This window comes from Actinomyces provencensis (genome assembly GCF_900155435.1).
GTDB lineage: Bacteria > Actinomycetota > Actinomycetes > Actinomycetales > Actinomycetaceae > Pauljensenia > Pauljensenia provencensis.
In genome coordinates this window covers 2,428,117-2,440,143 of record NZ_LT700212.1, presented here as the reverse complement: position 1 = coordinate 2,440,143, position 12,027 = coordinate 2,428,117, and the positions used below count along the sequence as shown (strand labels likewise).

At 68.0% G+C, this 12,027-nt stretch carries 10 protein-coding genes; 1 reads left to right on the top strand and 9 read right to left on the bottom strand.

Annotated features, from left to right (window positions below):
- The 8 genes from BQ9890_RS10795 to BQ9890_RS10760 form a co-directional block, all read right to left on the bottom strand.
- On the bottom strand, window positions 1-878 hold an 878-nt coding region (locus BQ9890_RS10795), incomplete at its 3' end, for an IS256 family transposase (RefSeq protein WP_075893072.1).
- A gap of 189 nt (window positions 879-1,067) precedes the next feature.
- Window positions 1,068-1,520 (bottom strand): DUF1931 family protein, encoded by a 453-nt coding sequence (locus BQ9890_RS10790; RefSeq protein ID WP_075891454.1) that lies wholly within the window; start codon window positions 1,518-1,520, stop codon window positions 1,068-1,070.
- A 103-nt stretch (window positions 1,521-1,623) separates the two neighbouring features.
- Window positions 1,624-2,883: an IS256 family transposase gene (locus BQ9890_RS10785; protein WP_075891456.1), complete on the bottom strand. Its 1,260-nt coding sequence runs from the start codon at window positions 2,881-2,883 to the stop codon at window positions 1,624-1,626.
- 189 nt (window positions 2,884-3,072) lie between these two features.
- Window positions 3,073-3,525, bottom strand: coding sequence for a DUF1931 family protein (locus BQ9890_RS10780; RefSeq protein ID WP_075891454.1), 453 nt, complete (start codon window positions 3,523-3,525; stop codon window positions 3,073-3,075).
- Window positions 3,526-3,628: 103 nt separating this feature from the next.
- Entirely contained in the window at window positions 3,629-4,897 is a 1,269-nt protein-coding gene (locus BQ9890_RS10775; protein WP_075891452.1) for an IS256 family transposase, read from the bottom strand.
- Between the two features lie 696 nt (window positions 4,898-5,593).
- Window positions 5,594-7,954: a DEAD/DEAH box helicase gene (locus tag BQ9890_RS10770; protein ID WP_078062583.1), complete on the bottom strand. Its 2,361-nt coding sequence runs from the start codon at window positions 7,952-7,954 to the stop codon at window positions 5,594-5,596.
- Between the two features lie 100 nt (window positions 7,955-8,054).
- Window positions 8,055-8,543 carry a YbjN domain-containing protein gene (locus tag BQ9890_RS10765; protein ID WP_075891448.1) on the bottom strand — a complete coding sequence of 163 codons (489 nt, stop codon included), beginning with the start codon at window positions 8,541-8,543 and terminating at the stop codon, window positions 8,055-8,057.
- A complete protein-coding gene (locus BQ9890_RS10760; protein ID WP_326844913.1) occupies window positions 8,540-8,992 on the bottom strand; it encodes a YbjN domain-containing protein in 453 nt (150 codons plus the stop codon). Before BQ9890_RS10760 ends, BQ9890_RS10765 begins: the two co-directional genes overlap by 4 nt.
- A 124-nt stretch (window positions 8,993-9,116) precedes the next feature.
- On the opposite strand from BQ9890_RS10760, the gene BQ9890_RS10755 reads away from it, so the two are divergent.
- Window positions 9,117-10,115 (top strand): phosphatase PAP2 family protein, encoded by a 999-nt coding sequence (locus tag BQ9890_RS10755; protein WP_143226316.1) that lies wholly within the window; start codon window positions 9,117-9,119, stop codon window positions 10,113-10,115.
- Between the two features lie 558 nt (window positions 10,116-10,673).
- Here BQ9890_RS10755 and BQ9890_RS10750 read toward each other — a convergent pair.
- On the bottom strand, window positions 10,674-11,984 hold the full coding sequence (locus BQ9890_RS10750) for an ISL3 family transposase (RefSeq protein ID WP_075891442.1): 1,311 nt from the start codon (window positions 11,982-11,984) through the stop codon (window positions 10,674-10,676).
- Between the last annotated feature and the right edge of the window lie 43 nt (window positions 11,985-12,027).

Genomic DNA, 12,027 nt, shown 5'->3' with positions numbered 1-12,027 from the left:
GTGGTCTGCGCGAAGATCGTCGAGATCAACGCGTTGACCGGCTTGGAACGGGCCGACCCGAGGCGCTGGGTGACGTTGCGGGCGAAGTGGACCCGGCATCTCTGCCATCCGGCGCCGGGCAGGATCGCCTTGACGGCGGCTTTCAGGCCGGCGTGGGCGTCGCTGGTGACGAGGGTCACGCCGAGCGGGTCGGCGTCGGTGGCGACCTTGAGTCCGCGGTCGCGGAGGCTGCGGAGGAACTCGGTCCAGAAGTCGGTGGTCTCCGCGTCACCGAGCGCCATCCCGAGGATCTCCCGCCTGCCCTCGCCGGTGGCGACGACGAGGGCCTGCGAGGCGACCCGGCCGCGGTGGCGGACGTCGAGGTAGGTCGCGTCGAGGAACAGGTACGGGAACCAAGTGTGATCGATCCGGCGGGAAAGGAACTCCTGCACCGCCTCGTCGATCTCACCGCAGATCCGCGACACCGTCGATCTTGAGATGCCAGTGTCGTTACCCAGGGCGCGGATCAGCTGATCGACCTTGCGGGTCGAGACGCCGTCGATCCAGGCCTGACAGATCACCGCGTAGAGCGCCTTGTCGACCCGGCGGCGCGGGCTCAGCAGCGAGGGGAAGAACGACCCCTCCCGCAGCTTCGGGATCTGAAGGTCCACCTCCCCGGCCGGGGTCGCGAGGGTCTTCGGCCGGGTGCCGTTACGGCGGGTGGTCCGCTCCGGGGTGCGTTCGTAACGGGCCGCGCCGATCTTCACGGTCGCTTCCGCGTTGATCAGGTCTTGCAGGCCGGCCTGCAGCATTCGCCGGAACACGTCCGAGTGGGCCAGGTCGGGGTCGGCGAGGACTTCGCCGATCAGGGTCGTCAGGGCAGACTGGTTGTGGGTCATCGTGGGATCACTCTTCTTGCTTCTTGGCGGAAACAACTGGTCATCCCACGATGGCCCTTCACCGTCTACGACGACGAGAACCCCGCGGGAATTGACACCACGCTATTGGACTCACCCGCGGCCAGGCCTCCCGCTGACGCAGTGCTGGACCTGCCACGCGCAACCCGAATCGAGGTCTTGTCCGGCACGCTAAAAGAGCAGGTCAAAGATAGCCTTGGCCCGCTCCCAGTGCACGCTCTGCGGGTTTTTGACCTTAGGATCGAGGATTTTGAAGGCACGTGCCAGCGCCACCGTCAGCCCGCCGACCAGGCGCGGCAACTCCGCTTCCATCTCATAGCTGTAGGCCAGGTCGAGCGGGGGCAGGGCTACCAGCTGATCCAGGATAGGCTGAAGCTCCAGTGCGGTGTCCAGCCCGTCGAAGGCCCGCATGCTCTCCTTGAAGCCGAGCGTCAGCGGCAGGTCGTGCAGCTGGATGACGTCTCGCTGGTTGTCCTTGGCCGTGGCCTGCGCCGCCAGCAACAGATCGTAGACCTTCTGCCGCACGAAATCGTTCAGCCGCGCCAGGTCGTTCTTGTCCACGTCCAGGCCGGCTGCCTCCCGAAAGAGCCGTTCAAACTTCGATACGCCGATGATTTTCGCCATAGTTCTATCTCCTCCTGTCAGACTTACAGTGACACTAATAGCACGGACAGGTCAAGTCCCGTGGTGTGGTGTCACTGCTGTTGTTTCTTCTGGTGTGTGGTGGTCAGGCGGTGAGGTAGAGGTCGGGGTGTGCGGGGTCGGTGTGCTGGTGCAGGGTGTGGACGAGTTTGCGCATCGAGATGTCGGAGAAGTAGCGGCGTTCGCCGTAGCTCCATTCCTCGTGCTGCTCCTGGAGTACGGCGCCGATGAGGCGGGTCACGCAGTCGCGGTCAGGGAAGATCTGGACGACGTCCGCGCGGCGTTTGATCTCGCGGTTCAGGCGCTCGATCGGGTTGTTCGACCAGACCTTCTGCCAGTGTTCTCGGGGCAGCGGAGCGAACCCGGTCAGGTCAGCCTCGGCTGCCTCGAGCATTTCGGTGATCTCGGGGAACGAGCCGCGGAGGCTCTCGGCGACGGCTTTGTACTGGGCGGTGACGGCCTCGGCCGTGGTCTGCGCGAAGATCGTCGAGATCAACGCGTTGACCGGCTTGGAACGGGCCGACCCGAGGCGCTGGGTGACGTTGCGGGCGAAGTGGACCCGGCATCTCTGCCATCCGGCGCCGGGCAGGATCGCCTTGACGGCGGCTTTCAGGCCGGCGTGGGCGTCGCTGGTGACGAGGGTCACGCCGAGCGGGTCGGCGTCGGTGGCGACCTTGAGTCCGCGGTCGCGGAGGCTGCGGAGGAACTCGGTCCAGAAGTCGGTGGTCTCCGCGTCACCGAGCGCCATCCCGAGGATCTCCCGCCTGCCCTCGCCGGTGGCGACGACGAGGGCCTGCGAGGCGACCCGGCCGCGGTGGCGGACGTCGAGGTAGGTCGCGTCGAGGAACAGGTACGGGAACCAAGTGTGATCGATCCGGCGGGAAAGGAACTCCTGCACCGCCTCGTCGATCTCACCGCAGATCCGCGACACCGTCGATCTTGAGATGCCAGTGTCGTTACCCAGGGCGCGGATCAGCTGATCGACCTTGCGGGTCGAGACGCCGTCGATCCAGGCCTGACAGATCACCGCGTAGAGCGCCTTGTCGACCCGGCGGCGCGGGCTCAGCAGCGAGGGGAAGAACGACCCCTCCCGCAGCTTCGGGATCTGAAGGTCCACCTCCCCGGCCGGGGTCGCGAGGGTCTTCGGCCGGGTGCCGTTACGGCGGGTGGTCCGCTCCGGGGTGCGTTCGTAACGGGCCGCGCCGATCTTCACGGTCGCTTCCGCGTTGATCAGGTCTTGCAGGCCGGCCTGCAGCATTCGCCGGAACACGTCCGAGTGGGCCAGGTCGGGGTCGGCGAGGACTTCGCCGATCAGGGTCGTCAGGGCAGACTGGTTGTGGGTCATCGTGGGATCACTCTTCTTGCTTCTTGGCGGAAACAACTGGTCATCCCACGATGGCCCTTCACCGTCTACGACGACGAGAACCCCGCGGGAATTGACACCACGCTATTGGACTCACCCGCGGCCAGGCCTCCCGCTGACGCAGTGCTGGACCTGCCACGCGCAACCCGAATCGAGGTCTTGTCCGGCACGCTAAAAGAGCAGGTCAAAGATAGCCTTGGCCCGCTCCCAGTGCACGCTCTGCGGGTTTTTGACCTTAGGATCGAGGATTTTGAAGGCACGTGCCAGCGCCACCGTCAGCCCGCCGACCAGGCGCGGCAACTCCGCTTCCATCTCATAGCTGTAGGCCAGGTCGAGCGGGGGCAGGGCTACCAGCTGATCCAGGATAGGCTGAAGCTCCAGTGCGGTGTCCAGCCCGTCGAAGGCCCGCATGCTCTCCTTGAAGCCGAGCGTCAGCGGCAGGTCGTGCAGCTGGATGACGTCTCGCTGGTTGTCCTTGGCCGTGGCCTGCGCCGCCAGCAACAGATCGTAGACCTTCTGCCGCACGAAATCGTTCAGCCGCGCCAGGTCGTTCTTGTCCACGTCCAGGCCGGCTGCCTCCCGAAAGAGCCGTTCAAACTTCGATACGCCGATGATTTTCGCCATAGTTCTATCTCCTCCTGTCAGACTTACAGTGACACTAATAGCACGGACAGGTCAAGTCCCGTGGTGTGGTGTCACTGCTGTTGTTTCTTCTGGTGTGTGGTGGTCAGGCGGTGAGGTAGAGGTCGGGGTGTGCGGGGTCGGTGTGCTGGTGCAGGGTGTGGACGAGTTTGCGCATCGAGATGTCGGAGAAGTAGCGGCGTTCGCCGTAGCTCCATTCCTCGTGCTGCTCCTGGAGTACGGCGCCGATGAGGCGGGTCACGCAGTCGCGGTCAGGGAAGATCTGGACGACGTCCGCGCGGCGTTTGATCTCGCGGTTCAGGCGCTCGATCGGGTTGTTCGACCAGACCTTCTGCCAGTGTTCTCGGGGCAGCGGAGCGAACCCGGTCAGGTCAGCCTCGGCTGCCTCGAGCATTTCGGTGATCTCGGGGAACGAGCCGCGGAGGCTCTCGGCGACGGCTTTGTACTGGGCGGTGACGGCCTCGGCCGTGGTCTGCGCGAAGATCGTCGAGATCAACGCGTTGACCGGCTTGGAACGGGCCGACCCGAGGCGCTGGGTGACGTTGCGGGCGAAGTGGACCCGGCATCTCTGCCATCCGGCGCCGGGCAGGATCGCCTTGACGGCGGCTTTCAGGCCGGCGTGGGCGTCGCTGGTGACGAGGGTCACGCCGAGCGGGTCGGCGTCGGTGGCGACCTTGAGTCCGCGGTCCCGGAGCGAGCGGAGGAACTCGGTCCAGAAGTCGGTGGTCTCCGCGTCCCCGAGCGCCATGCCCAGGATCTCCCGGCGCCCATCGCCGCTGACACCGGTGGCGACGACGAGGGCTTGAGAGACGACGCGGCCGCGGTGGCGGACGTCGAGGTAGGTGGCGTCGAGGAACAGGTACGGGAACCAGGTGTGGTCAATCCGACGAGACAAGAACTCCTGCACCGCCTCGTCGATCTCGCCGCAGATCCGCGACACCGTCGATCTTGAGATGCCAGTGTCGTTACCCAGGGCGCGGATCAGCTGATCGACCTTGCGTGTGGAGACGCCGTCGATCCAGGCCTGGCAGATCACCGCGTAGAGGGCCTTATCGACCCGGCGTCGCGGGTGCAGCAGCGAGGGGAAGAACGATCCCTCACGCAGCTTCGGGATCGCGAGGTCGACCTCCCCGGCCGGGGTCGCGAGGGTCTTCGGGCGGGTGCCGTTGCGGCGAGTCGTGCGCTCCGAGGTGCGCTCGTGCGGGGCAGCGCCGATCCTGACCGTCGCTTCCGCGTTGATCAGGTCCTGCAGGCCGGCCTGCAACATCCGCCGGAACACGTCCTGATGCGCGAGGTCGGGGTCGGCGAGGACTTCGCCGATCAAGGTCGACAAGGCAGACTGGTACTGGGTCATCGTGGGATCACTTCCTTGCTTCTTGGCGGAAACAACTTGGGTCTCCCACGATGGCCCTCTTACGTCAACAACGACGAGAACCCCGCGGGAAGTGACACCACGCTACGGGACTCACCCGTCTCTGGTGTCGGCACCCGCAGTCTCGGTCCTTCGGAGGGACGTCCCGCTCCCTGTGGCCTCTACGTGTGCCGGAATGCGGCGCACCCAGTTTCCCTGCGGGAATTGGGTACCCAGATGAGGGCGGTGACATTGGTGCAGGTCAGGGCTGAAGTGAGTTGCACGTGGCGTCGGTGTCGGGTCCCTGTGTCGTGAAACTGGGTGCATTCCAGCACGCCGAACGGACGTACCACCCACTCCCACCCACACCGCGGAGTCGCAGTGGGCGTTCCTGACCTGAAGGCCAGATCAGAGCGGACTTCAACCCCAGAACAGGACGGACTTCGAGCCCAGAACAGAGCGGACTTCGAGCCCAGATCAGAGCGGACTTCGAGCCCAGAACAGAGCGGACTTCGCGGAGTGGGGACGCCAGAAGGGGCCGGTCCGAAGACCGACCCCTTGAGGCATCCCATCAACACAGTGCGAGTCTTCCCGATGAGCGTCCCTTTCCGGTTCTGCGGACCCCTTCTGGATCCCTGAACCTCTGTTCCCGATGACCAACAATGTAGGCACCGAATCTTGGGGGAACGTCAGTGGAACCTATGAGTTCGCTGGGATTTCCGGAGGGCAGCGGTCAGCGACGTGGCGCAGCAGGGCGATCGCCCCCGACTTGGACAGGGGTTCGTTGCCGTTGCCGCACTTGGGGGACTGGATGCATGCGGGGCAGCCGTCCTCGCAGGGACATGTCGAGACGGCCTCCAGGGTCGCCGTGATCCACTCCCGGGCGTGGTCGAACCCGTGGGCGGAGTACCCCGCGCCACCCCGGTAGGCGTCGTGGACGAAGACCGTGGGGGCGTGGGTGTCCTCGTGGTCGGCGGTGGAGAGCCCACCGAGGTCCCACCGGTCGCAGTTCGCCAGCAGTGGCAGCAGGGCGATGGCCGCGTGCTCGGCGGCGTGCAGGGCACCGGGCAGATCGGCCGGGGGGATCCCCGCCAGGCGCGCCCCCGCAGGTGAGAGCGTGTACCACGCCGCCCGCGTGGGCAGGGTGTGGGTGGACATGTGCAGTTCCTGGTTGCGGATGAACTCCAGGCCCGGCAGACGCAACAGGTCGAAGTCCGTGACCCGGGTGGAGACGTCGACCTCGCCGAAGTGCCAGGAGACCGAGCCGTCGGGGCAGGTCCAGGACCTCTCCTCCGAGACGACCTCCACGGAGACGTGCTGGGCGGCGCGCGTGCGCAGCCGGGTGCGCACCTCCTCCACCACGGCCATCCGCTGGCGGGACCCCTCGGTGACGGGGGAGAGCTCCAGGACGTGGTAGCTGCGTCCCTGGTGGAGGTAGATCGCGTCGGGGAACACCTGGGCATCGGCGGAGGAGTCGTCCACCGTGCCGATGACCGTACCGGAACCGGCCTCCACGATCTGGACGTCCCCGGCGGATCCGCGCAGGTCCGTGAGGTCCGCTGCGCGTCCCTCCCGGGTCACGTCCCAGTACCAGCCCCGTGAGCGTCGCCGCAGCCAGCCCTGCGCCGTGAGCTCCTCGAACATGGAGGTGTCGGGCAGGTCGAAGACCGCCAGGTCCTCCTCCGTGAGGGGCAGTTCGGCGGCCGCCGCACACAGGTGGGGTGCCAGCACCCAGGGGTTCGAGGGGTCGATGACGGAGGCCTCGACCTCGGCGAGGACGGCCTCGGGGTGGTGGACCAGGTAGCTGTCCAGGGGGTTGTCGGAGGCGATGAGCACCGAGACGCCCTCGTTGCCCGCCCTGCCCGCACGGCCGATCTGCTGCCACAGGGACGCACGGGTCCCGGGCCAGCCGGCCGTGACCGTGGCGTCCAGACCGGAGACGTCGAGGCCGAGCTCCAGGGCACTGGTCGTGGCCAGGGCGCGCAGGCCGCCACTGCGCAGGTCGCGCTCCAGCGCGCGCCTCTCCTCGGGCAGGTAGCCACCCCGGTAGGCCGCGACCGCCCCGGACAGCGGTGACCCGTGTGAGGAGAGGCGGTCCCTCACCTGTGCCGCCACCGTCTCCGCGCCGTGGCGCGAGCGGACGAAGGTCAGCACGCGCGCCCCGTGCTCCAACAGGGCCGCGGTGAGGTTCGCGGCCTCCGTCGGTGCGGACAGGCGCTGCACCGGGGCCTCCAGCACCAGGGGTTCCTCCCCCTGGACGGCCGCCAGGAAGGACTCGATGGACACCTCGGCCTCGTCGCGCATGAGCGCCCCCTGCCACAGGGCCAGGTGGTGGGCACCCGCGGGCGCGCCGTCGCGGTCGATGGCGACCACCCCGTGGCGCCCGGTCATGCGTTCCCCCACCAGGGCGGGGTCGCGCACGGTGGCGGAGAGCATGACGACCACGGGATCGGCCCCCAGGTGGTGGGCGATGCGCAGCAGTCGTCGCACGACCAGGGCGATGTGGGAGCCGGTGACGCCCCTCCAGTGGTGGAGCTCGTCGATGACGACGTAGCGCAGGGAGGCCAGCAGACGCGTCCAGCGTTCGTGGCCGGGGAGCATGACGTAGTGGAGGAAGTCGGGATTGGTCAGCAGGACGTCGGCGTGTCCGCGCGCCCACTCCTTGGCCTCCCGGGGTGTGTCCCCGTCGGCGGTGGAGGCCCGCACCTGCAGCCCGCTCCCGTCCAGGAGGCGTTCGAGGGCGGCCAACTGGTCCGCGGCCAGCGCCTTGGTGGGGGACATGTACAGCAGGGTGGGCCGACGGTGCACCTCGGAGATGCGGGCCGTCCCCGCTGCAGTGGCGAGGTCGGAGAGGATCGGTACCCACGCCGCCAGGGACTTCCCCGATCCCGTCCCGGTGGCGAGCACCGTGTCGTGGCCTGCGTGGACGGCATCGAGCGCCTCGCGCTGGTGGGACCAGGGGCGCCGGATCCCCAGGGCGCCGTAGGCGTCCACGACCCCGGGGTGCACCCACGTGGGCCAGTGCGCCAGGACCTCGGGGCGCGCCGGGACGACGTGCATGTGGACGAGGCGCTCGTCGCGCCGACCCAGGTCCTCCAGCAGGGCGACCAGTTCGGCAGGGTCCGTGACAGGGACGCTGCTGGCCTCCGACACGTCTGCCTCAGTCGCCCTCGCGGGGCTCGGTCCATCCCAGCGCGTGGGTGGCGGCCTCCTTCATGTACCCGATGGCGCCGATCCCCGTGGAGACGCCCGCTCCGATGTTCTCCGCCAGCTGCGTGTCGGTCAGGCCGGGACGGGTGTCCACGATGAAGTCCGCGCACACCTGCAGCGAGCCGGTCTCGGAGGGGATCCAGTAGACGGTGGGGAAGTACTTCTCCCTGTTCCACCCGTCCGCCGCGGCGAACACGGCCTGGGCGGAGGACCGCGGGTCCATCCCCGTGTCCCACACCGCACGCACCGAGAGGAAGCGGCCGGTGGCATCGAGGCTGAGGAGGACGGGGACGCCGTCGAAGACGGCCCCGGCGGCGCGGCCCTCGACCAGCACGTCCACCTCGTAGCCCATGGAGGCGACCACGGAGAGGAGCCTGTCGAAGGGCACGGGATAGGGGGTGGTGGGGTCGTCGGGGACCACGAAGGGTGCGGAGCTCATCGGTCGTCCTCCTCCGCCGTCCAGTCGACCAGGTCCGGGTGTGTCTCCTCCACGTCGCGGAAGAAGCCCATGATCATCCCCATCGAGGTCTCGCAGAAGTTGGTGAGCTGGTCCTCGGTGAGCCCGGACATCGACACGATGTTGCACTCGGCGACCAGACCGAAGCGGCGACCGTCCTCGAAGGGGGCCAGGAACGCCTTGGGGCCGGTGCGGCGGGCATTGCACTGCGCGACCTCCTCGGCCAACGCCGTGAACTGCGCGTCGTCCTCCGCGATGCCGCGCCACTGACCCCGCAGCTGCAGGATCTGGGGGTTCGCCGTGTTCCAGAAGAAGACCGCGTTGGAGGTGGGCACCGCCAGTTCGGACTCGGCGTACTCGCCGAAGCTCACGTCACGGACGGTGAGCATCGACCGGATCCTCTCGCTGCTGACCGGACTCGGTCCTGCCACGGTGTTCCCCCTTGTCGGCTGCTGTCCCGCGATGGACGCCACACACCCTAGCCGAGGGGCGGCCCGGGAGCGCGGGGAGCCCAGCACTACAGTGGGCGGAAGTCATTCACGAGGGGGACGACGCATGGCTGAGGAGGCCGGAGGCACCACGGAACCGGGGACGTCCCGGTCCGGTGGATCGCGCCCCGGCGACGCGGGAGAGGCCAGCGGGGGGCGGGTGCCGCCCTCGTCGGGACCCCGGACCGGTGCCGACTGGGCGCAACGGCCCGAGGGCTACCGCCCCCGATTGGTGCGACGCATCTGCGCCGCGGTGCTGGGCGCCCTGCTCGTGGGGACCCTGGCGTGGGTCGCACTGCGCAGCCCCACCGGGCAGGCCCTGGACACCGTCCTCATGGAGTCGGTGATGTCGTGGGACGGGGCGCTCGGGCGCCTCGGTGTGGTGGTCACGGGCCTCGTCTCCCTGGAGGCGTCCGTGGTCGTGGCCGCCGTCGTGGTGGTGGTCGCACTGCTGCGCAGACGCCCGACGCTGGCCGGGAGGGCCCTGGGCATCGCCCTCGGGGCCAATGCCACCACACAGTTGCTCAAGGCCGCACTCGACCGCCCCGACCTCGGCGTGTCCACCGTGCTGGAGAACTCACTGCCGTCGGGGCACGTCACCTTCGCGGCCTCGGTCTCCCTGGCTCTGGTCGTCGTCGCGCCCGAGTGGTTCCGCACGCCTGCGGCCTGGCTGGGGTGGTTGTGGACCTCGCTCATGGGCATCACCGTCATGGTCTACGCCTGGCACCGCCCGGCCGATGTCATCGCCGCCGTGGCAGTGGCGGGGACGTGGGCCCTCGCCCTGGCACCCGTCGAGCACCGTGGCCGCCACGGCACCGTCATGCGACGCACGATGGGTGTCATCGCCCTCGTCCTCCTGCTCCTGGCGGCCCTCGGAATCACCGTGGCGCTGGCAGGGAGCGACCTCCCCGCCCAGGCCATGCCGGGGGCGACGGAGTTCGGCTTCTCGACATTCCTCCACGCCCACCCCTGGCGCGAGAGGCTCCTGGCGCTGTGCTGCGCGGGGATGGTGACCGGAGTCGTGGGCGTGGTCGTCCACGAGGTCGACCGGCTCAGCTGGTCCTGAGGGAGCGGCCCTCCGGCGTCCGGCCGGTCGGATGATGCAGGTCACCCGGTCCGGATGTGCATCAGGTTCCCGGAATGGGACCTTTGTCCCCGTGTGGCCCCGGGGAGTGAATCCGGCATGAGGCGCACCGCTGTGCGTTCGCCCGATGGACACGAGCATCCCCGGATGACTCGTGGACACGTCGCGCATGGCCGGCGACGGGCGTGTCCGGCTCCTCCGCGCTCCTGGCAAGGTGGTGTCTGACCGCGGATTCAGGCGGTCAGGACCTCTGTCACTCGGCTCTTTGCGCTGGTCAGAGGCAAGTTGTCAGGTGAGGCTGTCCACATCGGTTGGGACCGAGGTCGGCGTGGGATCGTCATGTGGGCGCCGAACCCTCCATGTGACGGTAAGATTTGCACGCACGGGTCCCGAAGCACGGTTCGCAGCGGAGGAGTCCGGGACGCCCGCCCCACCGACGTGGTGCGGCGAGATCTCTTCACTTTCGACAACACGAGCAATGTCCCGGCTGGGCCGGGACAAACAGGAGCAACAATGTGGCGCTTCTGACTCTTCCGTGGGTCATGGTCGGCCGGGGAGGGTGGGGCGGTGGCCGCCGAGGGTGAGCATGGCCAGGGCGATGAGTGCGTCGGGTGAGCGGAACCCGTACGCGACGCGGGTGATGAGTCGGATCTTGGTGTTGACGGACTCGATGCGCCCGTTGGAGAGTCCGTGCTCGATCGCGGCGAGGATCCTCTCGCGGTGTTTGACGATCGAGCGTTGGAGTTTCACGAAGGCGGGGATGCGACATCGCCTGGCCCAGGAGATCCACCGCTCCAGTGCGTCGATGGCTTGCTCGTAGGGCAGCTTGAAGACGACCCGTAGTCCTTCTTTGAGGAGGTAGGCGCGGTGCAACCTGGGGTCGGTCTGCGCGATCCAGGCGAGCTTCGCGGTCTGCCTCTCGGTGAGATCCTCAGGGTTCTTCCACAGCGCGTAGCGTGAGTTCTTCAACCTGCGGGCCGTGTCGTTGGCGGGTCTGGCGGGTGCGTCTTTGCGAGGTCTGCCGACGTTGCGGCGCGGCTCACCCCGGGCGGCCTTGCGGGCATCGTTCCATGCCTGCCGGCGCACCTCATCCAGGGCGTCGGTGGCCCACTTGACGACGTGGAACGGGTCAGCGCAGCGCACTGCATGAGGGCACTTCTCCGCCACGACGTCGCCGATCCAGTCCGCCCCGTCCGCACTGACATGCGTGACCTGGGCGCACCTGCCCGCCCCGGAGGCCTCCAGGGCGTCAAAGAAGGCTCGCAGCGTCTTCTTGTCCCGCCCAGGCGCTGCCCACACGAGTCGGCCGGTGTCGTGACAGACGACGACGGTGAGGTACTTGTGGCCCTTCTTGTAGCTGATCTCATCGATCCCGATGCGGGTGAGCCCGGCGAACAGGTCGGTCTCGGCGGCGGTGTCGTCCCACACGCGGGCAACGATCGCTCCGACCGTGCGCCACGCGATGCGCATCAACTCCCTCACGGCAGACTTCGAGGACACTGTCGCCAACCACGCGACCTGATCGTCGAAGAACCTCGTGTGTCCGGCACCGTGACGCGCCCACGGCACCTGCGCGACGATCACCCCATGCTCAGTACACTTCACACGCGGCGCCTCCGCTTCCAGCCACACCGGGACAGGGCCCAGGTCCAGCGCCCTCCACCGCCGCAGCCCCTCACCGAGGTCGTAACGGGCAGCACGTCTGCCGCACCTCCCGCACCGAGGCCTCAGCTTCCCCGACGCACGCACCGACGCGACCACGATGCCCTCGTCCGCGTCATACTCGACCTGCTCGACGACCGTGGTCTTCTCGACTCCCAGCAGCCCTCGCCATAGGGTGGTTTCCTGCACGCCGTTCTCCCTGTTTCGTTACTGACTCTCGACAAGCCAGGAA

Excerpts from the sequence above, each read along its gene's own strand:
- BQ9890_RS10790 (WP_075891454.1), bottom strand. The coding sequence starts at position 1,520 with ATGGCGAAAATCATCGGCGTATCGAAGTTTGAACGGCTCTTTCGGGAG.
- BQ9890_RS10785 (WP_075891456.1), bottom strand. The coding sequence starts at position 2,883 with ATGACCCACAACCAGTCTGCCCTGACGACCCTGATCGGCGAAGTCCTC.
- BQ9890_RS10780 (WP_075891454.1), bottom strand. The coding sequence starts at position 3,525 with ATGGCGAAAATCATCGGCGTATCGAAGTTTGAACGGCTCTTTCGGGAG.
- BQ9890_RS10775 (WP_075891452.1), bottom strand. The coding sequence starts at position 4,897 with ATGACCCAGTACCAGTCTGCCTTGTCGACCTTGATCGGCGAAGTCCTC.
- BQ9890_RS10770 (WP_078062583.1), bottom strand. The coding sequence starts at position 7,954 with ATGCACGTCGTCCCGGCGCGCCCCGAGGTCCTGGCGCACTGGCCCACG.
- BQ9890_RS10765 (WP_075891448.1), bottom strand. The coding sequence starts at position 8,543 with ATGAGCTCCGCACCCTTCGTGGTCCCCGACGACCCCACCACCCCCTAT.
- BQ9890_RS10755 (WP_143226316.1), top strand. The coding sequence starts at position 9,117 with ATGGCTGAGGAGGCCGGAGGCACCACGGAACCGGGGACGTCCCGGTCC.